The sequence below is a fragment of the Pseudomonas sp. ML96 genome, from assembly GCF_000761545.1.
Taxonomy (GTDB): Bacteria; Pseudomonadota; Gammaproteobacteria; order Pseudomonadales; family Pseudomonadaceae; genus Aquipseudomonas.
On the sequence record NZ_JPMY01000041.1, the window covers coordinates 131,764 to 154,243 of the forward strand.

Consider the following 22,480-nt stretch of genomic DNA (forward strand, 5'->3'; position numbering starts at 1 on the left):
ACCCCGCGTGCACGAGGAGCGATTGCATGGGAAGGCCACTCCAGATGGTGATGGGACTCTGCGCCGGGCTTCTCCTGGCCGGCTGCGCCGAAGACTGGGGCGTCGATCAGCATGGGAGAAAGGTAACGGCTGAGCAGCTGGAAGACCAGTGGTTGGTGGTCAATTACTGGGCCGAGTGGTGCAAGCCCTGCCGTACCGAGATTCCGCAACTCAATCGGCTCGAAGCTGAGCTGCAGGGCACGGGCGCGCGCGTGCTCGGCGTGAATTTCGACGCCCTGCAGGGCGAGCAGCTCAGCAAGGCTGCCGCCGCCTTCGATATCCGCTTCACCGTGTTGGCGCAGGACCCGGCGCCACGGCTGGAACTACCGCGCAACGATGTGTTGCCGGTCACCTACATCATCGATGCCAGCGGCCGTCTGCGCGAACGCCTGGTTGGCGAGCAGACTGCCGCCGGCCTGCAGGCACGCCTGGCTCACTGGCAGGCTGAGGAGTAAGGAATATGCCGATCTGTTTGCACGGCTTCGTCAGCGGCAAGGTGCAGGGCGTGAGCTTTCGCCAGCACACTCTGGAAGAGGCTGAGCGTCTCGATCTGAATGGCTGGGTGCGCAACCTGGCCGATGGCCGGGTCGAGGTGCTGGTCGAGGGCGATGAGGTCGCGGTACGCGAACTGGCAGCCTGGCTGGAGTCGGGCCCGGAGCGGGCGCGGGTCGATGCGCTGGAGCTGGAGTCGCAGCCGGTGCAAGGCGTCACCGGCTTCGTGATTCGGCGCTGATCAGTCTTCGCCGGGGTCTGCGGCCAGGCGACCGGCGTCCTTCATCAGGCTCTTGAGAAACTCTTCCTGCAGTTCCGGATCGTTGCGCGTCAGCTCGATCAGGCTCTGTTCCAGTTCGCTGGCTTCTTCTTCCAGGCCCAGGTCGGAAAGGCGCTTGACCCGATAGACCCACTGGCTGACTTCGTCGTCCTCAAGGTCGTCGTAGATCAGTGCATGGGCTTCACGCAGCTTGCCGCGCAGGTCGCGGCTGACCAGCAGGGTGGCTTCGGCGCGGGCGCTGTCCTGAGGGTCTTCCACGCTGAGCACCAGGGCGCCGACCTTGCTGGCGTCGTGGTCGGCGAAGGGGCCGTCGAGCAGGTTGAGGCGCAGGATACCGTTGCGGTCGGTGGTCAGCTCGTGGCTGTCCTGGCCGGCCTTGACCAGCACCGGGCGCTCGGCCCAGGGCAGGCTGGAGTATTCCATGCGTCGGTCGCGCTGAGTCTCTTCGATAGTTGCCAGGTTCTGCTGGGAGCGCCCGTTGGACTCGACGTTCATTGCCGGGTTGATGCCGGCGAAGCCGTAGCTGATCCAGTCCTTGGTGACGCTGTCTGGCAGGCGGCCGAGCATGACCACGTTGAGCACGTTAGCGCCTACCCCCGCAACGATCGCTACCGCGCCCAGCGGCACTTCATACAGCTCGCGCCAGGGCTGGTAGGGGGTGTAGCGGTCGTAGCGACGGGTGACCTCGAACTCGGTGACCTCGAAGGTCTTCTGTTCCTGAATGCGCACGCGGCGCTGCGGCAGCTCCAACACTCGGGGCTCGCCCACTTCGATCTGCAGGCTATGGTCGAGCAGGCGCCGCTCGAAGCGCTCTTCGTGTTCGCTGCGCTGCGGCAAATGGTTGGCGCAGCCGACCAGAAGGAGGGCGCCGATTAGGGCGGCGCCGGTGCGGAGGATATGACGCTGGAACATGCGGGCTTCTTGGTCGGGGCTCAGCGGTTGATGCGCGTGGCGAGGAAGGCCGACAGGTCGGCGCTGGCCACCTGCTGGTTGTCGCTCTCGCGGCGGTTCTTGTACTCGAAGGTGCCCTCGGTCAGGCCACGCTCGCTGACAACGATGCGATGCGGGATGCCGATCAGCTCCATGTCGGCGAATTTCACGCCGGGGCTGGTCTTCTTGTCGCGATCATCCAGCAGCACTTCGTAGCCAGCGGCGGTCAGCTCGGCGTAGAGCTTGTCGGTCGCCTCGCGCACTGCTTCGTTCTCGTACTTCATCGGCACGATGGCGATCTGGAAGGGCGCCAGGGCGTCGGTCCAGAGGATGCCGCGTTCGTCCCAGTTCTGCTCGATGGCGGCGGCCACCACGCGGGAAACGCCGATGCCGTAGCAACCCATGGTCAGGGTCACCGGCTTACCGCTCTCGCCCAGGACCTTGCAGCCCATAGCCTCACTGTACTTGGTGCCGAGCTGGAAGATGTGCCCGACCTCGATGCCGCGCTTGATCACCAGAGTGCCCTGGCCGTCCGGGCTGGGGTCACCGGCAACCACGTTGCGCAGGTCGGCGATGGCCGGCAGCGGCAGGTCGCGCTCCCAGTTGAGGCCGAAGTAGTGCTTATCGTCGACGTTGGCACCGGCGCCGAAGTCGCTCATCAGCGCCACCGAGCGGTCGATCACGCAGGCGATCGGCAGGTTCAGCGGGCCTAGCGAACCAGGGCCGGCACCGATGGCGGCGCGAATCTCGGCTTCGGAGGCGAACACCAGCGGGCTGGCGACCAGCTCGTGGTTGGCGGCCTTGATCTCGTTCAGCTCGTGGTCGCCGCGAACGATCAGGGCGATCAGCTTGCCTTCCTCGGCGGCATGTACCACCAGGGTCTTGATGGTCTTCTCGATGGCCAGACCGAACTGGGTGACCAGCTCGTCTATGGTCTTGGCATCCGGCGTATCGACCAGACGCAGCTCCTCGCTGGCGGCGCCGCGTGCGGTTTCGCGCGGGATGGCTTCGGCCTTCTCGATGTTGGCGGCGTAGTCGGAAGTGTCGCTGAAGGCGATATCGTCTTCACCAGACTCGGCCAGCACGTGGAATTCGTGGGAGCCGGTGCCGCCGATGGAACCGGTGTCGGCCTGTACCGGACGGAAATTCAGGCCCAGGCGGCTGAACACGTTGCAGTACGCCAGGTGCATGCGGTCGTAGGTTTCCTGCAGCGAGGCCTGGTCCAGGTGGAAGGAGTAGGCGTCCTTCATGATGAACTCGCGGCCGCGCATCAGGCCGAAGCGCGGACGGATCTCGTCGCGGAACTTGGTCTGGATCTGGAACATGTTGATCGGCAGCTGCTTGTAGCTGTTCAGCTCGTTGCGGGCCAGATCGGTAATCACTTCCTCGTGGGTCGGGCCGAGGCAGAAGGCGCGATCATGGCGATCCTTGATGCGCAGCAGCTCGGGGCCGTACTGCTCCCAGCGTCCGGACTCCTGCCACAGCTCGGCTGGCTGCACGGCCGGCATCAGCACTTCGAGTGCGCCGGCGGCGACCATCTCCTGGCGCACCACGGCTTCGGCCTTGCGCAGCACGCGCAGGCCCATGGGCATCCAGGTGTACATGCCAGAGGCCAGCTTGCGGATCATGCCGGCGCGCAGCATCAGCTGGTGGCTGATCACCACGGCGTCGGAGGGGGTTTCCTTGAGGGTCGAGAGCAGGTACTGACTGGTACGCATGTTTGGCCGTTATGTCGGTTGCGAGGGCAAATAATGACTCGGCATTGTACGGTGCCAGCCATGTGGCGTACAGGACGGACCGGGAGTTGAGCATGGCGGAGTTGACCGCTGATCAGGTGCAGGCGCTGATTCGCGCTGGAGTGCCGATGGCCGAGGATATCGATCTGCGCATCGATCATCTGGATGCGGAGAGGGCGGTGGCGCGGGTGCCATTTCAGGGCAAGCTGGTGCGCCCTGGGGGCACGGTTTCGGGTCCGACCATCATGTCACTCGCCGATGCGGCGATGTATGCGGTGGTGCTGGGTCGATTGGGTCGGGTGGAAATGGCCTTGACGGCCAATCTCAACATCAACTTCCTGGCCCGGCCGAAGCCGGTCGATCTGATTGCCGAGGCGCGTATCCTGCGCTTGTCGCGGCGCCAGGCGGTGTGCGAGGTGCAGCTCTTCTCGCTGGGCGAGGAGGGTGAGCTAGTGGCGCATGTCACCGGGACCTATGCCTTGCCACTCTGATGTGGCAGGTATTTGCGCAATAAAATCCCTGCGCGTAAAACAAGAAACCCGGCCTAGGCCGGGTTTCTTTTACTGCTTCGAGTGTACTCGAAGAAATCCTTACAGGATTTCCAGCGGGTATTCGACGAACAGACGCCACTCGTTCAGGTCGGTACCGTAACGGTTGTCGGTACGGTAGATCGAGTTACGAGCCTTGAAGGACAGGTCCTTGGCAGCGCCTTCCTGAATGGTGTACTTGACCTGGTTGAAGATTTCGCGCTCTTTGGCGTCGCTGCCAGCGCCTACGTCGATGTCGTAGCCGTAGACATAAGCGGTTTTCCAGCTCAGACCCGGTACGCCGTAGCCGGCGAAGTCCAGCTCGTAGCTAGCCTGCCAGGATTTCTCGTCTTTGGCGTTGAAGTCGGAGTAGTAGGAGTTGGCAAGCCAGATGGAGCTGCCACCGTCACCGTAGTCGTAGCTGTAGCCGCGGTCGCCACTGTTCTGCTGGTAGGCCAGGATGAATGCATGGGAACCAACGCTGTACTTACCGGCCAGACTCCAGATGGTGTTGTCTTGGCTTTCGCGAGCGCCCGGAATTTCATCGCCGGTCACTGGGTCTTCAGTGGTATCGAGGGCAGATACGAAATCTTTGTCGAAATCGGTTTTGTAGATGTTGAAGTCGAAGTTCAGAGCCTGTTCTTCGGCCAGCGGAATGGTCCAGTTAGCGTTGGCATATTTCTTCTTGTAGACGTCTTCAACGTCGGAGAAATACAGGGCGGCGCTGAAGTTGTCGGTGAATTGGTAGCTACCACCAACGACATCGGTGGACTTCAGGCGGCCGTCGTCACGAGCGGCGCTGGCCATTGGGCTTTCCGCAGTGAAGTGACCAGCGTTCAGCTCAAGACCTTCGATCTCGTTGCTGGTGATCATGGTGCCGGTGAAGCTTTGCGGCAGCAGGCGGGAGTCGTCATAGGCCAGAACCGGCAGGTTCGGCATTTGGTCGCCGTATTTGATCACAGTGTTGGAGAGGCGGACTTTGACAGCGGCGCCGGCTTGGCCAACGGAATCGTCCCAGTCTTTGCGCTCGCCCGGGAACATGTCGCCTTGGCCGCCGTCGAGTTTCAGACCCAGTAGGCCGAAAGCGTCAACACCGACACCGACGGTGCCTTGGGTGAAGCCGGACTCGAAGGTGCCGATGAAGCCTTGACCCCAAGTGTTACGGTCGTATTCACCTTTGTTGTAGTCGCGGTTCCAGTAGGTGTTGCGGAGCAGCAGGTTCAGGCTGCTGTCTTCAACGAAGCCCTTGGACTCGGACTGTGCGCTGGCGAACGCCAGTTGGGTGGTACCGGCGGTCACGGCCAGAGCCAGTGCGCTCCACTTCATCACTTGCATTGTGATTGCTCCTTTGGTTTAGAAGAGTTGTGCTACCCGATATCTTTTTGTATGGGCGGCTCTTTCTTTTTGTGTCGGCGCTAACTTATAGCACGGGGACTTAAGTTGGCGACAGATATCATTGATTCTCTACAAGTTCTTCACGCGTGCGTCGCAAATTTACATTTTCGACGTCGCATTTCTGTAGATTTTTGCCGCCCATCTTCCCGTTTCGGGCGCTTGTGAAAAAGACTGCAAATCCAATCGCTTAGGGCGTTGCAAGTCATTCTCAGGCGCGCCGATGTCGACGGTGCTCCTCTCTAAGCAACTTCCATGCACAAAGTGATTTTTTCGTAGTTAAGCCGATAATTCTTTTGTCGTTGCTTGAGAGTGTGCTGGCTGAGAGGCTGGCGCAGGGCTGATTGCAAGGCAGCAGGGGGTAGTTCCACTCTTGCAGTCTGCGACGGTGTTACCGGGAGCTGTCGTGGTGGCGGAATTTACTCGCAGGTAACGTGCAACCTGTGGTGGTTGATCGGTTTTTGTGCGAAATAAATCGGCTGTTGCTCGATTTTGGGGCGTGCTTGGTGGGCGTCCTGAAGAGGTACTCCGGTGCAGTGGTCTGGTCGCAGCGTGGGTGGGTGAATTGCTCGGCTCATACCGATATGCTGCGCGGCCTGTTCGGTTGGAGGATATATAGATGTTCAGCCTTGATTCCCGCTTGCAGCAGGACACGCTGGTCCTGGGCGATTTCCCTCTGTGTCGTTTGTTGCTGATGAATGACGCCAACTACCCATGGTTCATTCTGGTGCCTCGGTGTGAGGCGGTGAGTGAGCTGTTCCAGCTGGATGCAGCCGACCAGGTGCAGCTCTGGCTGGAGACCACGCGTTTGGCTGAGGTTCTCAAGGATGTGTTCGCTGCCGACAAGATGAACGTCGCTACTCTGGGTAATGTGGTGAGCCAGCTGCACATGCATGTGATAGTACGGCGCCGTGAGGATCTGGCCTGGCCTGCTCCTGTATGGGGCAAGCACCCGGCTCGGGCCTATTCCGATGTAGAGATTGCGGATGTTCGCGGGCGTCTGCGCCTGGTGCTTGGCGGCCACTTTCAATTCGTGGAGGGCTGAAGCATGGATCTGGAGTCTCGTGTCATCGAGTTGGAGACTCGTCTGGCGTTTCAGGATGACGTGATCGCCACGCTGAACGATGTAGTGGTGGAGCAGCAGCTCGCGCTGGATCGTTTGCAGTTGCAGATCGCTGCCCTGGCGCGGCGACAGGAAGACATGGCGGGGCAGTTCGGGATTGCCGAAGGTGAGGCGCCGCCACCGCACTATTGAACTCATAAAAAAGCCCGCATCAAGCGGGCTTTTTGTTTTGCGAGGTTATCAGCGACCGGGCAGGGCGACTATCACGTCTTCGGCCTGCAGGCCCTTGTCGCGCTGCATCACCGAGAACTCGACGCGCTGGCCTTCGACCAGGATGCGGTGGCCTTCGCCGCGGATGGCGCGGAAGTGCACGAAGATGTCATCGCCGCTGTCGCGCGAAATGAAGCCAAAGCCCTTGGAGGTGTTGAACCATTTGACGGTGCCGCTCTCGCGGTTGTCGTCGCTCTCGCGAGGGGCTGTATAGATCGCGCGTGAGGTGCGCTTGCCGAGATTGATGGCCAGGTGCAGCACGGTGGCGGCCAGCAGAGTGGCGAGAGTCAGGGCTACGGCCGGCTGGTTGCCGATCTGCGGCAGTGGGGCGAGCAGAATCAGCGCTTGCAGCACGCAGGCAAATACCAGCAGCGCCGATACCAGGGCTTGCAGTTGGTTGCGCGCACCATCGTGACGAGTCGACAGAAGAGGCGCGGCGATCAGGTTGGTCAGGCCAAGCAGGGCCAGATAAATAGCATCGGGTTGTTGCAGGTACGGCAGGGCATCGTTGCGCAGGCTGGGGGCGAAGGACAGCAGCAGGGCGCCGCCGCCTGTGATCAGGTGGACGATCTTCAACATGGTCAAGGAACTCGCTTGTTCGAGATGGCTATCGAGGAGCGGAGCCGGTCCGGTGAATGGACGAGGTGCACCGCCTATGTCGCAGCAATGCGACACCGCGGCTATTTAACCGCAAAGGGGATGCGATGCCCACTCAAATCAAGCGGTTAGGGCGGGTTCTGGGGTCGCGGGGTGGATCTGGTTGCGGCCGTTGCGTTTGGCCTGATAGAGCGCATCGTCGGCCCGAGTGACCAGGCTTTCGAAGTTATCTCCGGTTTCGGCCAGGGCCAGGCCGAAGGAGGCAGTGATGGTGTCGAGTACCTTGTCGGTGCTACGCACCTTGACCCGCAGGGCCTGGATCTTCAAGCGCAGCTGCTCGGCGAATTCGCCGGCAGTCTCCAGATCGAAGCAGTCCTGCAGGATTACGCAGAACTCTTCGCCACCATAGCGCGCAGCCACGCCGCGAGCCGGGAGCAGTTCGCGCAGGAGTTGGCCGACGTGCTGCAGCACGCGATCACCGAGCGGGTGTCCGTACTGGTCGTTGAACTGCTTGAAGTGGTCGATATCCAGCATTACCAGCGCCAGGCCTTTGGTGTCGCCGGTCAGGGCCTGTTCCAGCAGGCGGGTGAACGCATGGCGGTTGAATACATGGGTCAGGCTGTCCAGAGTGGCGGCGGCCTGGGCTCGTTCCAGCTGGCTGCGCAGGTTCTGGATTTCCGACTGGGCCGAGCGCAGGCGGTAGAGAAACTTCTCCTGCTGCTCCTGCATCTGCTGAGTGCTCAGCTGTAGATCGTTGAGTACGCCAGGCAGGTCGTCGACGATCGGCTCCTGCAGTGCGGCAAGGCCCTGGGACAGGCTGGTCTGGTAGTGCTGGCTACCGCTCACGCTGCGTTGTACGTCAACTTCTATGTCGTCGACCAGCGTGATCACCTGCTGCTGGCCAGCACGCGCCTCTTCCAGTTCGCCGCGAATCACGAATTCGCGGAACAGTTTGACTGCCGTTTCCGGCGGGAAGCTGGTGAAGTCTTTGACGATCTTGTCCAGGCGCCGATTAAGGTCGGGATTGCCACCCTGGCAGTAGGTGTACCAGAGCGCGTAGTGCACCGGATTCGGTGGGATGTCGTGGCGCACCATCTGAGGGACGGCTTGTTTGAGCAGATCGGCAGCCTCGCGGGTCTCTTCGGGGTAGAGCTCGAGAAGTGAGGGGGCTTTCGGGGGCTGGCTCATGCACGTCACTGTGGCAATGGAGGAGATAGGCAAAGGATAGAGTAGTCATGGGGGCTTCGCCTAGCAAAAGGCCCGGACTAGCCGGGCCTCTGTTACCGATAGCTGGTGCGATCAGGCAGCCAGCAGGCTGCGCAGCATCCAGGCGGTCTTCTCGTGTACCTGCATGCGCTGGGTCAGCAGGTCGGCGGTCGGCTCGTCGCTGACCTTGTCCAGCAGCGGGAAGATGCCGCGGGCGGTGCGCACGACGGCTTCCTGGCCCTGGACCAGCAGTTTGATCATCTCGTCCGCGGTCGGCACGCCTTCCTCTTCCTTGATCGAGGACAGGCGGGCGTAGGCCGCGTAGGTGCCTGGCGCCGGGAAGCCCAGCGCACGGATACGTTCGGCGATGGCGTCAACGGCCAGGGCCAGCTCGGTGTACTGCCCTTCGAACATCAGGTGCAGGGTATTGAACATCGGGCCGGTGACGTTCCAATGGAAGTTGTGGGTCTTCAGATACAGGGTGTAGGTGTCGGCCAGCAGGCGCGACAGGCCTTCGGCGATGGCTGCGCGGTCCTGTTCGGCGATGCCGATATTGATTTCCATACCTTGTTACTCCTCTTCAGGCTCTTAAAAGTAGCCGGGCTAGGCGCTCCCGTGATGGTTGGGAGCCTATCACAGGGTATGCGCCGTCCTGCCCGATCTATGTCAATGAAGGCAATGCTTGGAAACTATGAGTGCCGCTGCGGTTCCGTCTATCACCGGTGTGCTAGTTCCGGTCGCAGCTGCAGGGTGCGATTGAAGACTTCCACCCAGTAGGCGCTGAACTGCTGGTCGGCCAGGTTGTTGATTTCGAGGATAGCGCGCAGGCGCGGGCGCTTGCTCAGGGTCTGGTGGGCGCGCTCGTGGGTGCGGGCGTCGAAGGTGTCGGCGATGTTCAGCAGCAGGGCACCTGGGTGGATCTCGTCTTCGTGCAGACCCTTGGGGTAGCCGCTTCCATCGGCGTGTTCCTGGTGCTGCAGGATGATCTCGCTGGCGCTGCTCCAGTTGGGCATACGCTTGAGCAGCTCGCAGGCCTGGCGCGGGTGCGACTGCATCTGTTTGCGCTCCTCGCGGCTCAGCTCGCCCTCCTTGTGCAGCAGGTCCAGGGGCAGGAAGGCCATGCCCAGGTCGTGCAGGCATACCGCGGCGACCAGCTGTTCGGGCTCCACCGGCTGTCCTGCGGTCTCGTTCATGCCCAGGGCCAGGCTCAGTAGGCGCAGGCCGCGGCCATGCCAGAAGGGGGAGCGATGCTCACCGGCGCTCATCAGCTCGGCGAAGAAGGTCAGGTCGGCGTTCTCGGCGATACCGTATTCCGCCAGTAGCTGGGACAGCTGCCCTGGCCCCACTTCGACCGGCTGCAGGCGTGTTTCGGGGGCTAGGTGCAGGAGCAGGGTGCGGCGAATCTCGGTCTGCCGCGCTTCGGGGGCGCTGGTCAGGGCCTGCAGGGCCTGGCACTGGCTGGCGATCTGGCTCTGGTCGGGGGGCTCGGCTCTGCCCAGGGCTGCTTCTATCAGGTTGCGTAGCTGGTCCAGGCTCAGCAGCAGGATGTCGCCGAGCAGGCTGTCGAACTGCAGGCTGCCCTCGCGCAGGCGGTCCAGCACGTCTTCCATGGCCTGGGGCAGGGGGAGCAGGTGATTCAGCTCCACATAGCCGAGGCTGCCTTTGATGGTGTGCACCAGGCGGAACAGTTCGCGCAGGCGCGAACCATCCTGCGGGTGGCTCTCCAGCTCGATCAGCAGTTGCTCGCACCGCGGCAGGTGCTCGGCGGTATCGAGGCGGAATTCCTCCAGCAGGTCGCTGGGAACGTCGGCGGGGCGGGGCAGGGCCATGGCATCTCTCCGCGGGGCTGGATTCTCAGTATAGAAAGCCCGGCTGCACCGGTGCGATTAACCCTATATAATCCCGCCCCTTGTCTGCGGATGCGGGAAGTGCAGCGATCCAGGCGCTTGGCGCCATTGGTCGGCTTTCCCCTGCAAATTGCAGAAAATGCCTGCTATTTACCTGCAGGGCGAGCCCGGGCCGGCCGGGTGCGAATTCAAGACTGATCTAGAGAAGCGAACCACGACCATGATGCGCAGCCACTATTGCGGCCAGTTGAACGAGAGCCTGGACGGCCAGGAAATCACCCTTTGCGGCTGGGTCCACCGCCGTCGCGACCATGGTGGCGTGATCTTCCTCGATATCCGTGACCGTGAAGGCCTGGCCCAGGTGGTGTTCGACCCGGATCGCGCCGAGACCTTCGCCAAGGCCGACCGCGTACGCAGCGAGTACGTGGTGAAGATCACCGGCAAGGTGCGCCTGCGCCCCGAGGGCGCGCGCAACGCCAACATGGCGTCTGGCGCCATCGAAGTGCTGGGTTACGAGCTCGAAGTGCTGAACGAGGCGGAAACTCCGCCGTTCCCGCTCAACGAATACACCGACGTCGGCGAGGAAACCCGCCTGCGCTACCGCTTCATCGACCTGCGTCGCCCGGAAATGGCCGAGAAGCTGAAGCTGCGTTCGCGCATCACCAGCAGCATCCGCCGCTACCTCGACGACAACGGCTTCCTCGACGTCGAAACCCCGATCCTGACCCGTGCCACTCCGGAAGGCGCGCGCGACTACCTGGTGCCGAGCCGTACCCACGCTGGCAGCTTCTTCGCCCTGCCGCAGTCGCCGCAGCTGTTCAAGCAGCTGCTGATGGTGGCCGGCTTCGACCGTTACTACCAGATCGCCAAGTGCTTCCGCGACGAAGACCTGCGTGCCGACCGTCAGCCGGAATTCACCCAGATCGACATCGAGACCAGCTTCCTCGATGAAAGCGACATCATGGGCATCACCGAAACCATGATCCGCAACCTGTTCAAGGAAGTGCTGGATCTGGAGTTCGGCGAGCTGCCGCACATGACTCTGGCCGAAGCCATGCGTCGCTTCGGTTCCGACAAGCCGGACCTGCGTATTCCGCTGGAGCTGGTGGACGTTGCCGATCAGCTGCAGGGCGTCGAGTTCAAGGTGTTCTCCGGCCCGGCCAACGACCCGAAAGGCCGCGTCGCCGCCTTGCGCGTACCGGGTGCCGCCTCCATGCCGCGTAGCCAGATCGACGACTACACCAAGTTCGTCGGCAACTACGGCGCCAAGGGCCTGGCCTACATCAAGGTCAACGAGCGCGCCAAGGGCGTGGAAGGCCTGCAGTCGCCGATCGTCAAGTTCATCCCGGAAGACAACCTCAAGGTCATCCTCGACCGCGTTGGCGCCGTCGATGGCGACATCGTGTTCTTCGGTGCCGACAAGGCCAAGGTCGTCTGCGACGCCCTGGGCGCCCTGCGTATCAAGGTCGGCCACGATCTGAACCTGCTCACCTGCGAGTGGGCGCCGCTGTGGGTCGTCGACTTCCCGATGTTCGAAGAGAACGATGACGGCAGCCTGACCGCCATGCACCACCCGTTCACCGCGCCGAAGTGCACCCCGGAAGAGCTGGAGGCCAACCCGGCCGCCGCCCTGTCGCGTGCCTACGACATGGTGCTCAATGGTACCGAGCTGGGTGGCGGCTCCATCCGCATCCACGACAAGGCCATGCAGCAGACCGTGTTCCGCGTGCTCGGCATCAGCGAAGACGAACAGCAGGAGAAGTTCGGCTTCCTGCTCGACGCCCTGAAGTTCGGTGCTCCGCCCCACGGTGGCCTGGCCTTCGGCCTGGATCGCCTGGTGATGCTGATGACCGGCGCCAGCTCGATTCGTGAAGTGATCGCCTTCCCGAAAACCCAGAGCGCTGCCTGTGTCATGACCCAGGCTCCGGGCATCGTCGATGCCAAGGCGCTGCGCGAGCTGCATATCCGCCTGCGCGAACAGCCCAAGGCTGAGTAAGCGGTAGCAATAGGAGCCTGGCATGCCAGGCTCCTTGCATTTCAGGCACTACAAAACCGAAAGAAACGGAGTGAGTTATGGCCGGTCATTCCAAATGGGCCAACATCAAGCACCGCAAGGGGCGCCAGGACGCCAAGCGCGGCAAGATCTTCACCAAGCTGATTCGTGAGCTGACCGTGGCCGCCAAGCATGGCGGTGGCGTGCCGGCGGACAACCCGCGCCTGCGTCTGGCGGTCGATAAGGCCCTCACGGCCAACATGTCGCGTGACGTGATCGACCGCGCCATCGCCCGTGGCGCCGGCAACACCGAAGCCGACAACATGATCGAGCTGAGCTACGAGGGCTATGCGCCGAGTGGCGTGGCGATCATCATCGAAGCCATGACCGACAACCGCAACCGCACCGCCGCCGACGTGCGCCACGCCTTCACCAAGTGCGGCGGCAACCTCGGCACCGACGGTTCGGTGGCCTACATGTTCGAGCGCAAGGGGCAGATCAGCTTCGCTCCGGGCGTCAGCGAAGATGCCCTGATGGAGGCGGCCCTGGAGGCCGGCGCAGATGACGTGGAGATGGGCGAGGACGGCTCCGCGCTGGTGTCCACCAGCTTCGCCGACTTCCTCGCGGTCAACGAGGCGCTGACCGCTGCCGGCTTCAAGGGCGAAGAGGCCGAAGTGGCGATGATCCCTTCGACCATGGCGCCGATCACCGACCTGGAAACCGCCAAGAAGGTGCTCAAGCTGATCGACATGCTTGAGGACCTGGACGACGTGCAGAACGTCTACCACAACGCGGAAATCCCCGACGAGCTCATGGAGCAGCTGGACTGACGTCCGCTGCGCTCTCGTCGTACGAAAAAGCCGGAAGCCGCTCATGCGCTTCCGGCTTTTTTATATGCGCGCCGCTCCGTATACTCGCGGCTGGATAAATAGACAGTGCTACGGCCTGCGGAGCGCAACGCTGCATGACCCTGATCCTTGGCATCGACCCCGGCTCGCGCATCACCGGCTATGGCGTGGTGCGCGACACCGGGCGCGGCTGCGAGTACGTCGCTTCTGGCTGTATACGCACCGGTGACGGCTCGCTTGCTGAGCGCCTGCAGGTGGTGTTCCGCGGTGTCAGCGAGGTGATTCGCCAGCACGGCCCAGTGACCATGGGCATCGAGCAGGTGTTTATGGCCAAGAATGCCGACTCCGCGCTCAAGCTTGGCCAGGCCCGCGGTGCGGCCATCGTCGCCAGCATCGAGGCGGGGCTGGACGTCAACGAATACACCGCCAGCCAGGTCAAACAGGCGATTGCCGGCACCGGCGGCGCCGACAAGCAGCAGGTAATGATGATGGTGATGCACCTGCTCAAGCTGGTGCAGAAGCCGCAGATCGACGCCTCCGACGCCCTGGCCATCGCCCTCTGCCATGCCCATCACCGGCAGAGCCTGATTCCCCACAACCTGCTCGGCGCCAAGCGTCGTAGCGGGCGCCTGCGCCTGTAAACATAAGGAAACCAATTCGTGATCGGACGCCTCAAGGGCAATCTGGCGGAGAAGCAGCCGCCGCACCTGATCCTCGACGTCAATGGTGTCGGCTACGAAGTGGAAGTGCCGATGACCACCCTCTACCGCCTGCCGTCCGTGGGCCAGCCGGTGACCTTGCATACCCATCTGGTGGTGCGCGAAGACGCTCATCTGCTCTATGGCTTCGCCGAGAAGCGCGAGCGAGAGCTGTTCCGTGAGCTGATCCGGCTCAACGGCGTCGGCCCCAAGCTGGCCCTGGCACTGATGTCCGGCCTGGAAGTAGATGAACTGGTGCGTTGCGTGCAGGCCCAGGACACCTCGACCCTGGTGAAGATTCCCGGTGTCGGCAAGAAGACCGCCGAGCGCCTGCTGGTGGAGCTCAAGGATCGCTTCAAGGCCTGGGAGACCATGCCGTCCATCGCGCCACTGGTAGTGGAACCCCGCGCCGGCGTGGCAGTCTCAAGCGCGGAGAGCGATGCCGTCAGCGCGCTGATCTCGCTCGGCTTCAAGCCGCAGGAGGCCAGCAAGGCCGTGGCCGTCGTACAGGAAGAAGGGCTGTCCAGCGAAGAGCTGATCCGCCGTGCCCTGAAAGGAATGGTGTAAGAAGTGATAGACGCCGACCGCCTGATCACCGCCAGCGCCCGTGAGCGCGACGAACAGCTGGACCGTGCCATTCGCCCGCTCAAGCTGGCCGAGTACATCGGTCAGCCGGTGGTGCGCGAACAGATGGAGCTGTTCATTCAGGCCGCCAAGAATCGCCAGGAAGCCCTCGACCACACCCTGATCTTCGGTCCGCCCGGTCTGGGTAAAACCACCCTGGCCAACATCATCGCTCAGGAAATGGGCGTATCGATCAAGAGCACCTCGGGGCCGGTGCTGGAGCGCCCGGGTGATCTGGCTGCGCTGCTGACCAACCTGGAGCCGGGCGACGTGCTGTTCGTCGACGAGATCCATCGCCTGTCGCCGGTGGTCGAGGAAGTCCTGTACCCGGCCATGGAGGACTTCCAGCTCGACATCATGATCGGCGAAGGTCCGGCTGCACGTTCGATCAAGCTCGACCTGCCGCCCTTCACCCTGGTCGGCGCCACGACTCGCGCCGGCATGCTGACCAACCCGCTGCGAGACCGCTTCGGTATCGTTCAGCGCCTGGAGTTCTACTCCAGTGCTGACCTGGCCACTATCGTCAGCCGTTCGGCCGGCATTCTCGGCCTGACCATCGACCCGGAAGGTGCCTTTGAGATCGCCCGCCGCGCCCGTGGTACACCGCGTATCGCCAACCGCCTGCTGCGCCGCGTACGCGATTTCGCTGAGGTGCGCGCCAGCGGTCAGATCAGTCGAGAGATCGCCGATCAGGCGCTGAACATGCTGGATGTCGACGAACGTGGCTTCGACCACCAGGACCGCCGTCTACTGCTGGCCATGATCGACAAGTTCGATGGCGGCCCGGTAGGCATCGACAACCTGGCCGCCGCCATCGGCGAGGAGCGCGGTACCATCGAGGACGTGCTGGAGCCGTACCTGATCCAGCAGGGCTACATCATGCGCACGCCGAGGGGGAGGGTGGTGACTCGCCATGCCTACCTGCATTTCGGCCTGAATCTGCCGAAGCGCCTGGGCGATGCCCCGGTAGCGGACCTGTTCGGCGGCGACGAATAGTTGCAAAACAACGGCTTGCCCGGATTGGCAAGGCCAGGAGTAAACACTAGAGTATGCGCGCGCAAAACGAGGCCCAGCCTTTTGCCCTCAAGTGTCGGGTGTATTACGAGGACACCGACGCTGGCGGCATCGTCTACTACGTCAATTACCTCAAATTCATGGAGCGGGCTCGTACCGAGTGCCTGCGTAATCTGGGTTTTGCCCAGTCGCAGCTGGTGGGCGAGAACCTCCTGTTCGTCGTGCATTCCGCCGAAGCGCGCTATCACGCGCCGGCCAAGCTGGACGACGAACTTTTTATCACCGCCGAGGTGATCGAGTTAAACCGTGCCAGCCTGCGCTTTCGTCAACAGGTACGGCGGGCAACGGATGGGGCACTGCTCTGCGAGGGGCAGTTCGTGGTGGCCTGCGTGCGGGCCGACAATTTGAAACCCCGTGCCATCCCCGAAGCGCTGCGTACAGCCTTCGCGGCGGGCATGGGTACAGTCACAGCAGGATCGGTAGGAGAGTAGCGTGGAAGCAACAGCCAACGCCGTTGACCATATGTCGATGTGGAGCCTGATCAGCAATGCCAGTCTGGTGGTGCAACTGGTCATGCTCGCCCTGGTGGCCGCCTCGGTCACCTCCTGGATCATGATCTTCCAGCGCAGCACCATGCTGCGTGCAGCGAAGAAGTCCCTCGAGGTGTTCGAGGAGCGCTTCTGGTCGGGTATCGATCTGTCCAAGCTGTATCGCCAGGCTGGCAGCAACCCGGACCCGGACTGCGGCGTCGAGCAGATCTTCCGTGCCGGCTTCAAGGAGTTCTCTCGCCTGCGTCAGCAATCGGGCGTCGATCCGGATGCGGTGATGGATGGCGTGGCCCGTGCCATGCGCGTGGCCATCTCGCGTGAAGAGGAAAAACTGGAAACCAGCCTGCCGTTCCTCGCTACCGTCGGTTCCACCAGCCCGTACATCGGTCTGTTCGGTACCGTGTGGGGCATCATGAACTCCTTCCGCGGTCTGGCCCAGGTCCAGCAGGCCACCCTGGCCACCGTGGCTCCGGGTATCGCCGAAGCGCTGATCGCTACCGCCATCGGCTTGTTCGCCGCCATTCCTGCAGTAATCGCCTACAACCGCTTCTCGGCGCAAGGCGAGCGCCTGATCGGCCGTTACTACACCTTTGCCGACGAGTTCCAGGCGATCCTGCACCGCAAAGTGCACACCAGCGAGGACTGAGGCTCAGCCCATGGCCAGAATTCGCAACAGACGCAAGCCAGTCGCCGAGATGAACGTCGTGCCTTACATCGACGTGATGCTGGTGTTGCTGGTGATCTTCATGGTGACCGCGCCGATGCTCAACCAGGGCGTCAAGGTCGACCTGCCCAAGGTTTCCAGTGAAGCGCTGCCGCAGGACAACAACTCTCGCGTGCTGACCATCTCGATCAAGGCCGACAAGACCTACTACTGGAACATGGGCGAGGAAGTCGACCCGGACCAGGGCAAGGCCAGCGAGACTGCCACTGCGTTGCCTGCGCTGGTGCAGACGGTCGGCGCGATCATGAATCAGAACGCCGCCCAGGGTAAGAAGGTCCAGGTCTTCGTGCGCGGCGACAAGGCCGTGGACTACGGCTCGGTCATGGCCGTGATGGGTGGCCTGCAGGAAGCCGGCGTGGGCAACGTCGGGCTGATCACCGAGGCGCCCTGATGCAGCAGAAGAGCGTTCGCTCCTCCTCGGAAAGCTACTTCTGGCCAACGGTCTGGGCGGTGTCCATCCACGTCCTGCTGTTCGCCATGCTGTTCGTCAGCTTCCACTTCGCCCCGGAGCTGCCGCCGGCGCGTCCCATCGTGCAGGCTACCCTGTATCAGCTGAAGTCGCAGAGCCAGGCGACCACCCAGACCAATCAGAAGATTGCCGGCGAAGCCCAGAAGACCAAGGCGCGCCAGTACGAGGTGGAGCAGCTCGAGACCAAGAAGGAAGAGCAGCAGAAGCAGGAAGCGGCGGAACAAAAGAAAGTCGAGGCGGCCAAACAGGCTGAGGCCAAGAAGCAGGCCGAGGCCAAGAAAGCCGAAGAGGCGAAGAAGGCGGCCGAGCAGAAGAAGCAGGCCGACATCGCCAAGAAGAAGTCCGAAGAAGAGAAGAAAAAGGCTGCCGCCGAGGAGGCTCGCAAGAAAGCGGCCGAGCAGGCGAAGAAGAAAGCTGCGGAAGACGCCAAGAAGAAAGCGGCGGCTGCCGAGGCTGCGAAGAAGAAAAAGGCCCAGGAAGCCGCACGCAAGGCCGCCGAAGACAAAAAGGCGCAGGCGCTGGCGGAGTTGCTGGGTGATACCACCGAGCGTCAGCAGGCGCTGGCCGACGAGGTGGGCGATCAGGTGGCCGGTAGCCTCGACGACTTGATCATCAAGCTGGTCAGTGAGCAGTGGCAGCGTCCGCCATCGGCGCGCAATGGCATGAGTGTCGAAGTGATGATCCAGATGCTGCCCGATGGCACCATCGTCAACGCCTCGGTCACCCGTTCCAGCGGCGATGCGCCGTTCGACAATTCCGCCGTGGCGGCAGTGAAGAACGTCGTTCGTATTCCGGAAATGCAACAGCTGGATAGTGCAACCTTCAACGCCATGTACCGTCAGCGGCGGATGATTTTCAAACCGGAGGATTTGTCTCTGTGAATACCTTGATTCGTATTGCTCTGCTCGGCCTGGCCATGCTGGTCGGCTCGGTGCAGGCGGCGGACCCGCTGGTGGTGACCACCGGTAGCGATCGCGCCATTCCTATCGCCGTGGTGCCCTTCGGCTGGCAGGGCGGCACCGTGCTGCCCGAGGACCTGTCCACCATCATCGGCAATGACCTGCGCAACAGCGGCATGTACGAGCCGATCCCGCGGCAGAACATGATCAGCCTGCCGACCTCGGCCGCCGAGATCATCTACCGCGACTGGCAGGCCCTGGGTGCCCAGTACGTGATGGTCGGCAGCATCGTGCCGAATGGCGCGCGCCTGCAGGTGCAGTTCGCTCTGTTCAACGTCGCGACCCAGCAGCAGGTCGTGGCTGGCACCGTTGGCGGTACCACCGACCAACTGCGAGACATGGCGCACCACATTGCCGACCAGTCCTTCGAGAAGCTGACCGGTATCAAGGGCGCCTTCTCCACCAAAATGCTCTATGTCACTGCCGAGCGTTTCGGCGTGAACAACACCCGTTACACCCTGCAGCGCTCCGACTACGACGGTGCCCGCGGTGTGACCCTGCTGCAGTCGCGCGAGCCGATCCTGTCGCCGCGCTACGCGCCGGATGGCCGCCGCATTGCCTACGTGTCCTTCGAGCAGCGTCGCCCGCGCATCTTCATGCAGCACATCGACACTGGTCGCCGCGAGCAGCTGACCAACTTCGAAGGCCTCAACGGCGCCCCGGCCTTCTCGCCGGATGGCAATCGCCTGGCCTTCGTGCTGTCCAAGGACGGCAATCCGGAGATCTACGTGATGGACCTGGGCTCGCGCCAGATCCAGCGCGTGACCAACTCCGGCTCGATCGAGACCGAGCCGTTCTGGGGTAAAGACGGCCAGACCCTGTACTTCACCAGCGACCGCGCCGGCAAGCCGCAGATCTACAAGCAGAGCATCTCCGGCGGCAGCGCCCAGCGTGTGACCTTCACCGGTAACTACAACGCCAACCCGAAATTGTCGGCCGACGAGAAGACCCTGGTGATGATCCATCGTCAGGACGGCTTCACCAACTTCAAGGTGGCTGCACAGGACCTGGTAACCAGCCGCCTGCGCATCCTTTCCGAGACCAGCCTGGACGACTCGCCCACTGTTGCGCCCAATGGCACCATGCTAATCTACGCCACCCGCCAGCAGGGCCGTGGAGTGCTAATGCTCGTGTCCACCAATGGGCGTGTCAGGCTCCCGATTCCCACCGCGCAAGGTGATGTCCGGGAACCCTCCTGGTCGCCTTTCCTGAACTGATGCGGTACCAAGACTTTCTGCTGTAAACACACCTAGAAATCATTAGGAGCTACACCATGGAAATGCTGAAATTTGGCAAATTTGCCGCTCTGAGCCTGGCTCTGGCCGTGGCTGTTGGTTGCTCGTCCAAAGGCGGCGACGCTTCCGGCGAAGGCGCTGTTGACCCGAACGCTGGCTACAACGCTGGCGGCAGCGGCGTTGACGGTGCTCTGAGCGAAGAAGCCGCTCTGCGCGCCATCACCACCTTCTACTTCGAGTACGACAGCTCCGACCTGAAGCCGGAAGCCATGCGCGCTCTGGACGTACACGCCAAGGACCTGAAAGGCAACGGCGCTCGCGTCGTTCTGGAAGGCCACACCGACGAGCGCGGCACCCGCGAGTACAACATGGCTCTGGGCGAGCGTCGTGCCAAGGCCGTTCAGCGCTACCTGGTTCTGCAGGGCGTTTCCCCGGCTCAGCTGGAACTGGTTTCCTACGGTGAAGAGCGTCCGGTTGCTACCGGCAGCGACGAGTCCTCCTGGGCTCAGAACCGCCGCGTCGAACTGCGCAAGTAATTCGCTATGCGTAAGTGCCCTCGTATCCTGACCTCTCTGGTTTTCGCCCTGCCGCTCGCGGCAGTGGCGGAGGTTCCCGTGGTAGATGGCGGCTCCGGTAGCAGCTATCCGCCAGTCGGTTACGGTACGAGCGGCGCCTACGCCGGAACTGGGGCAGCCGCCCCGGTTTCGGCGCAGGGCGAACTGTTCATGCAACTGCAGCAGATGCAACAGGACATTGCGCAACTGCGCGGTCAGGTTGAAGAGCAGCAGAACGAGATCGCACGCCTCAAGCAAGAGAGCCAGGCGCGCTACCAGGATCTCGACAGCCGCCTGCAAGGCGGTGCCGCCGGTGCACAACAGGCACCTGCACAGAATCCCCCGGCCGATGGCGCGATCAACGCCGCCGGCACTCCAGCTGCCCCTGCCCAGCAGGCTCCGGCAGCCAGCAACGAACCGGCCGACCCGGCGAAGGAAAAGCTGTACTACGACGCTGCCTTCGACCTGATCAAGGCCAAGGACTTCGCCAAGGCCAGCCAGGCTTTCGAAGGTTTCCTGCGCAAGTTCCCGCAGAGTCAGTACGCCGGCAACGCCCAGTACTGGCTGGGTGAGGTCAACCTGGCCCAAGGCAACCTGCAGGGCGCCGGCAAGGCCTTCGCTCAAGTGGCTGCCAGCTATCCGACCCATGCCAAGGTGCCGGACTCGTTGTTCAAGCTGGCCGATGTCGAACAGCGCATGGGCAACACTGACCGAGCCAAGGGCATCCTGCAGCAGCTGATCGCCCAGTATCCTGGCTCGTCGGCCGCCCAGCTGGCGCAGCGCGATCTGCAGCGCCTGCCCTGACTCGGCGTAGCCCTCCACCGAAAAGCCCGCGCTAGTCGCGGGCTTTTTGCTTCTTGTGGCGCTGACGTGTCGTCGCCTGCGCGGCGGCGGAAATCACTCCCACTGTTTTTTCGTTTAGAATCGCCGCCCCGATTCACCCGCAACGGAGGCGGATGGCCTGTTTCGCCGTCACGCCCGGTGCCGATATGCAAACAACCCTGCGCATTACCGAGATTTTTTACTCGTTGCAGGGCGAGACTTCGACCAGTGGCCTGCCCACTGTGTTCGTCCGCCTGACTGGCTGCCCGCTACGCTGCCAGTACTGCGACACCGCCTATGCCTTCAGTGGCGGCGAAATCATGAGCCTGGATGCCATCCTCGAGCAGGTGGCGGGCTACAAGCCGCGTTACGTCTGTGTCACGGGTGGCGAGCCATTGGCCCAGCCCAACTGCGTGCCACTGCTGGAGCGCCTGTGCGACGCCGGCTATCAGGTCTCCCTGGAGACCAGCGGCGCCATGGATATCGCGCCGACCGACCGCCGCGTCAGTCGTGTGGTCGACCTCAAGACTCCGGGCTCCCTGGAGGTCTCGCGCAATCTCTACAGCAACATGAACGAGCTGACTGGCAATGATCAGGTCAAGTTCGTCATCTGCTCGCGCGAAGACTACGACTGGGCTGTCTCCAAGCTGATCGAATACCACCTGGCCGAGCGTGCCGGTGAGGTGCTGTTCTCGCCAAGCCACAAGCAGGTGGATAGTCGCGCCCTGGCCGACTGGATCGTTGCCGACAACCTGCCGGTGCGTTTCCAGCTGCAGCTGCACAAGATTCTCTGGAATGACGAGCCTGGCCACTGATGGGGTGCATTGAAATGACTGACAAGAAAGCCGTTGTACTCCTTTCCGGTGGCCTGGATTCGGCCACCGTCCTGGCCCAGGCCAAGGCGGCGGGCTTCGCCTGCTACAGCATGAGTTTCGATTACGGCCAGCGCCATCGCGCCGAGCTGCAGGCTGCCGAGCGCGTGGCCCAGCAGTTGGGCGTGGTCGAGCACAAGGTGATCGGCCTCAACCTCAACGGCATGGGTGGCTCGGCCCTGACCGATAGCAGCATTGCCGTGCCGGAGGCGCCCACCGAAGGTATCCCGGTGACCTATGTGCCGGCGCGCAACACGGTGTTCCTCTCCCTGGCGCTGGGCTGGGCCGAGGTGCTGGGCGCCCATGACATCTTCATCGGGGTCAATGCGGTGGATTATTCCGGCTACCCGGATTGCCGCCCCGAGTTCATCTCCGCCTTCGAGCGCATGGCCAATCTGGCGACCCGCGAGGGTGTGGAGGGCGAGGGCTTCCGCATCCAGGCGCCGCTGCAGGAATTGTCCAAGGCGCAGATCGTGCAGATCGGCCTGCAGCATGGTGTTGATTACGGGTTGACGGTGTCCTGCTACCAGGCCGATGACGACGGCCGCGCCTGCGGCAAATGCGACAGCTGCCGCCTGCGTGCGGCCGGTTTCGTGGCGGCTGGAGTGGCAGATCCGACCCGTTACGCCTAAAATTTTCTCGCGGGGTGTTGATTTCCTGAATTAAATCAGTATCATGCGCTCCGCGTTGGGTCGTTAGCTCAGTCGGTAGAGCAGTTGGCTTTTAACCAATTGGTCGTAG

The 22,480-nt window shown here is 62.7% G+C and carries 26 protein-coding genes and 1 pseudogene; 19 read left to right on the top strand and 8 right to left on the bottom strand.

The features are described from left to right. Nucleotides 1-26 precede the first annotated feature (26 nt). Nucleotides 27-494: a TlpA disulfide reductase family protein gene (locus IP89_RS19995; RefSeq protein WP_043311479.1), complete on the top strand. Its 468-nt coding sequence runs from the start codon at nt 27-29 to the stop codon at nt 492-494. Nucleotides 495-499: 5 nt separating this feature from the next. Then, nucleotides 500-772, top strand: coding sequence for an acylphosphatase (locus IP89_RS20000; protein WP_043311480.1), 273 nt, complete (start codon nt 500-502; stop codon nt 770-772). Here the strand turns inward: IP89_RS20000 and IP89_RS20005 are convergent, their stop codons facing one another. Further along, nucleotides 773-1,723, bottom strand: a complete 951-nt coding sequence (locus tag IP89_RS20005; RefSeq protein WP_043311481.1) for a hypothetical protein — start codon at nt 1,721-1,723, stop codon at nt 773-775. Between the two features lie 20 nt (nt 1,724-1,743). Next, nucleotides 1,744-3,459 carry a proline--tRNA ligase gene (locus IP89_RS20010; RefSeq protein WP_043311482.1) on the bottom strand — a complete coding sequence of 572 codons (1,716 nt, stop codon included), beginning with the start codon at nt 3,457-3,459 and terminating at the stop codon, nt 1,744-1,746. Nucleotides 3,460-3,560: 101 nt separating this feature from the next. On the opposite strand from IP89_RS20010, the gene IP89_RS20015 reads away from it, so the two are divergent. Then, complete coding sequence (locus IP89_RS20015) at nt 3,561-3,968, top strand: PaaI family thioesterase (protein WP_256203171.1); 408 nt, start codon at nt 3,561-3,563, stop codon at nt 3,966-3,968. A 99-nt stretch (nt 3,969-4,067) separates the two neighbouring features. Here the strand turns inward: IP89_RS20015 and IP89_RS20020 are convergent, their stop codons facing one another. Further along, nucleotides 4,068-5,339 (bottom strand): OprD family porin, encoded by a 1,272-nt coding sequence (locus IP89_RS20020; RefSeq protein WP_043311484.1) that lies wholly within the window; start codon nt 5,337-5,339, stop codon nt 4,068-4,070. A 676-nt stretch (nt 5,340-6,015) separates the two neighbouring features. On the opposite strand from IP89_RS20020, the gene IP89_RS20025 reads away from it, so the two are divergent. Then, a complete protein-coding gene (locus IP89_RS20025) occupies nt 6,016-6,441 on the top strand; it encodes an HIT domain-containing protein (protein WP_043311485.1) in 426 nt (141 codons plus the stop codon). 3 nt (nt 6,442-6,444) lie between these two features. Beyond that, entirely contained in the window at nt 6,445-6,651 is a 207-nt protein-coding gene (locus IP89_RS20030; protein WP_043311486.1) for a SlyX family protein, read from the top strand. 48 nt (nt 6,652-6,699) lie between these two features. Here IP89_RS20030 and IP89_RS23780 read toward each other — a convergent pair whose 3' ends face one another. The 5 genes and pseudogenes from IP89_RS23780 to IP89_RS20050 all read right to left on the bottom strand — a co-directional run bounded on the left by IP89_RS23780 (nt 6,700) and on the right by IP89_RS20050 (nt 10,361). Then, nucleotides 6,700-6,945: a cold-shock protein gene (locus IP89_RS23780; protein ID WP_256203172.1), complete on the bottom strand. Its 246-nt coding sequence runs from the start codon at nt 6,943-6,945 to the stop codon at nt 6,700-6,702. An 87-nt stretch (nt 6,946-7,032) separates the two neighbouring features. Continuing rightward, a pseudogene (locus IP89_RS23825) lies at nt 7,033-7,308 on the bottom strand (cold shock domain-containing protein membrane protein); the annotation flags it as partial. Nucleotides 7,309-7,446: 138 nt separating this feature from the next. Next, nucleotides 7,447-8,514, bottom strand: coding sequence for a GGDEF domain-containing protein (locus IP89_RS20040; protein WP_043311488.1), 1,068 nt, complete (start codon nt 8,512-8,514; stop codon nt 7,447-7,449). A gap of 111 nt (nt 8,515-8,625) precedes the next feature. After that, nucleotides 8,626-9,096: a Dps family protein gene (locus IP89_RS20045; protein ID WP_043311489.1), complete on the bottom strand. Its 471-nt coding sequence runs from the start codon at nt 9,094-9,096 to the stop codon at nt 8,626-8,628. Between the two features lie 152 nt (nt 9,097-9,248). Then, nucleotides 9,249-10,361: an HD domain-containing phosphohydrolase gene (locus IP89_RS20050; protein WP_043311491.1), complete on the bottom strand. Its 1,113-nt coding sequence runs from the start codon at nt 10,359-10,361 to the stop codon at nt 9,249-9,251. A gap of 238 nt (nt 10,362-10,599) precedes the next feature. Here IP89_RS20050 and aspS point away from each other — a divergent pair, with 238 nt between their 5' ends. The 14 genes from aspS (at nt 10,600) to queC (ending at nt 22,371) form a co-directional block, all read left to right on the top strand. Beyond that, nucleotides 10,600-12,375, top strand: coding sequence for an aspartate--tRNA ligase (aspS, locus tag IP89_RS20055; RefSeq protein WP_043311492.1), 1,776 nt, complete (start codon nt 10,600-10,602; stop codon nt 12,373-12,375). A gap of 77 nt (nt 12,376-12,452) precedes the next feature. Beyond that, complete coding sequence (locus tag IP89_RS20060; RefSeq protein WP_043311493.1) at nt 12,453-13,202, top strand: YebC/PmpR family DNA-binding transcriptional regulator; 750 nt, start codon at nt 12,453-12,455, stop codon at nt 13,200-13,202. 134 nt (nt 13,203-13,336) lie between these two features. Beyond that, on the top strand, nt 13,337-13,861 hold the full coding sequence (gene ruvC / locus IP89_RS20065; RefSeq protein ID WP_043311494.1) for a crossover junction endodeoxyribonuclease RuvC: 525 nt from the start codon (nt 13,337-13,339) through the stop codon (nt 13,859-13,861). An 18-nt stretch (nt 13,862-13,879) separates the two neighbouring features. Beyond that, nucleotides 13,880-14,485, top strand: coding sequence for a Holliday junction branch migration protein RuvA (gene ruvA, locus IP89_RS20070; RefSeq protein WP_043311495.1), 606 nt, complete (start codon nt 13,880-13,882; stop codon nt 14,483-14,485). A gap of 3 nt (nt 14,486-14,488) precedes the next feature. Further along, a complete protein-coding gene (ruvB, locus tag IP89_RS20075) occupies nt 14,489-15,538 on the top strand; it encodes a Holliday junction branch migration DNA helicase RuvB (protein ID WP_043311496.1) in 1,050 nt (349 codons plus the stop codon). Between the two features lie 53 nt (nt 15,539-15,591). After that, nucleotides 15,592-16,047 (top strand): tol-pal system-associated acyl-CoA thioesterase, encoded by a 456-nt coding sequence (gene ybgC, locus IP89_RS20080; protein WP_043311497.1) that lies wholly within the window; start codon nt 15,592-15,594, stop codon nt 16,045-16,047. Nucleotides 16,048-16,078: 31 nt separating this feature from the next. Next, entirely contained in the window at nt 16,079-16,750 is a 672-nt protein-coding gene (gene tolQ, locus IP89_RS20085) for a protein TolQ (RefSeq protein ID WP_043311498.1), read from the top strand. Nucleotides 16,751-16,760: 10 nt separating this feature from the next. Further along, nucleotides 16,761-17,219 (top strand): protein TolR, encoded by a 459-nt coding sequence (gene tolR, locus IP89_RS20090; protein ID WP_043311499.1) that lies wholly within the window; start codon nt 16,761-16,763, stop codon nt 17,217-17,219. Further along, a complete protein-coding gene (tolA, locus tag IP89_RS20095) occupies nt 17,219-18,178 on the top strand; it encodes a cell envelope integrity protein TolA (RefSeq protein WP_043311500.1) in 960 nt (319 codons plus the stop codon). Before tolR ends, tolA begins: the two co-directional genes overlap by 1 nt. Continuing rightward, nucleotides 18,175-19,473, top strand: coding sequence for a Tol-Pal system beta propeller repeat protein TolB (gene tolB, locus IP89_RS20100; protein WP_043311501.1), 1,299 nt, complete (start codon nt 18,175-18,177; stop codon nt 19,471-19,473). The genes tolA and tolB overlap by 4 nt, the downstream gene beginning before the upstream one ends. 56 nt (nt 19,474-19,529) lie before the next feature. Continuing rightward, the gene (gene pal, locus IP89_RS20105) at nt 19,530-20,027 is read left to right on the top strand and encodes a peptidoglycan-associated lipoprotein Pal (protein WP_043311502.1); all 498 of its coding nucleotides are present in this window, start codon (nt 19,530-19,532) and stop codon (nt 20,025-20,027) included. A 6-nt stretch (nt 20,028-20,033) separates the two neighbouring features. After that, the gene (gene ybgF, locus IP89_RS20110) at nt 20,034-20,849 is read left to right on the top strand and encodes a tol-pal system protein YbgF (RefSeq protein WP_043311503.1); all 816 of its coding nucleotides are present in this window, start codon (nt 20,034-20,036) and stop codon (nt 20,847-20,849) included. 185 nt (nt 20,850-21,034) lie between these two features. Next, complete coding sequence (queE, locus tag IP89_RS20115; RefSeq protein ID WP_177326907.1) at nt 21,035-21,682, top strand: 7-carboxy-7-deazaguanine synthase QueE; 648 nt, start codon at nt 21,035-21,037, stop codon at nt 21,680-21,682. A gap of 14 nt (nt 21,683-21,696) precedes the next feature. Further along, the gene (gene queC, locus IP89_RS20120; RefSeq protein ID WP_043311506.1) at nt 21,697-22,371 is read left to right on the top strand and encodes a 7-cyano-7-deazaguanine synthase QueC; all 675 of its coding nucleotides are present in this window, start codon (nt 21,697-21,699) and stop codon (nt 22,369-22,371) included. Nucleotides 22,372-22,480 lie beyond the last annotated feature (109 nt).

Bases quoted from the DNA above. Each gene is read 5' to 3' on its own strand.
- IP89_RS19995 (WP_043311479.1), top strand. From the start codon at position 27: ATGGGAAGGCCACTCCAGATGGTGATGGGACTCTGCGCCGGGCTTCTC.
- IP89_RS20000 (WP_043311480.1), top strand. From the start codon at position 500: ATGCCGATCTGTTTGCACGGCTTCGTCAGCGGCAAGGTGCAGGGCGTG.
- IP89_RS20005 (WP_043311481.1), bottom strand. From the start codon at position 1,723: ATGTTCCAGCGTCATATCCTCCGCACCGGCGCCGCCCTAATCGGCGCC.
- IP89_RS20010 (WP_043311482.1), bottom strand. From the start codon at position 3,459: ATGCGTACCAGTCAGTACCTGCTCTCGACCCTCAAGGAAACCCCCTCC.
- IP89_RS20020 (WP_043311484.1), bottom strand. From the start codon at position 5,339: ATGCAAGTGATGAAGTGGAGCGCACTGGCTCTGGCCGTGACCGCCGGT.
- IP89_RS20025 (WP_043311485.1), top strand. From the start codon at position 6,016: ATGTTCAGCCTTGATTCCCGCTTGCAGCAGGACACGCTGGTCCTGGGC.
- IP89_RS20030 (WP_043311486.1), top strand. From the start codon at position 6,445: ATGGATCTGGAGTCTCGTGTCATCGAGTTGGAGACTCGTCTGGCGTTT.
- IP89_RS20040 (WP_043311488.1), bottom strand. From the start codon at position 8,514: ATGAGCCAGCCCCCGAAAGCCCCCTCACTTCTCGAGCTCTACCCCGAA.
- IP89_RS20045 (WP_043311489.1), bottom strand. From the start codon at position 9,096: ATGGAAATCAATATCGGCATCGCCGAACAGGACCGCGCAGCCATCGCC.
- IP89_RS20050 (WP_043311491.1), bottom strand. From the start codon at position 10,361: ATGGCCCTGCCCCGCCCCGCCGACGTTCCCAGCGACCTGCTGGAGGAA.
- aspS (WP_043311492.1), top strand. From the start codon at position 10,600: ATGATGCGCAGCCACTATTGCGGCCAGTTGAACGAGAGCCTGGACGGC.
- IP89_RS20060 (WP_043311493.1), top strand. From the start codon at position 12,453: ATGGCCGGTCATTCCAAATGGGCCAACATCAAGCACCGCAAGGGGCGC.
- ruvC (WP_043311494.1), top strand. From the start codon at position 13,337: ATGACCCTGATCCTTGGCATCGACCCCGGCTCGCGCATCACCGGCTAT.
- ybgC (WP_043311497.1), top strand. From the start codon at position 15,592: ATGCGCGCGCAAAACGAGGCCCAGCCTTTTGCCCTCAAGTGTCGGGTG.
- tolQ (WP_043311498.1), top strand. From the start codon at position 16,079: ATGTCGATGTGGAGCCTGATCAGCAATGCCAGTCTGGTGGTGCAACTG.
- tolR (WP_043311499.1), top strand. From the start codon at position 16,761: ATGGCCAGAATTCGCAACAGACGCAAGCCAGTCGCCGAGATGAACGTC.
- tolA (WP_043311500.1), top strand. From the start codon at position 17,219: ATGCAGCAGAAGAGCGTTCGCTCCTCCTCGGAAAGCTACTTCTGGCCA.
- pal (WP_043311502.1), top strand. From the start codon at position 19,530: ATGGAAATGCTGAAATTTGGCAAATTTGCCGCTCTGAGCCTGGCTCTG.
- ybgF (WP_043311503.1), top strand. From the start codon at position 20,034: ATGCGTAAGTGCCCTCGTATCCTGACCTCTCTGGTTTTCGCCCTGCCG.
- queE (WP_177326907.1), top strand. From the start codon at position 21,035: ATGCAAACAACCCTGCGCATTACCGAGATTTTTTACTCGTTGCAGGGC.
- queC (WP_043311506.1), top strand. From the start codon at position 21,697: ATGACTGACAAGAAAGCCGTTGTACTCCTTTCCGGTGGCCTGGATTCG.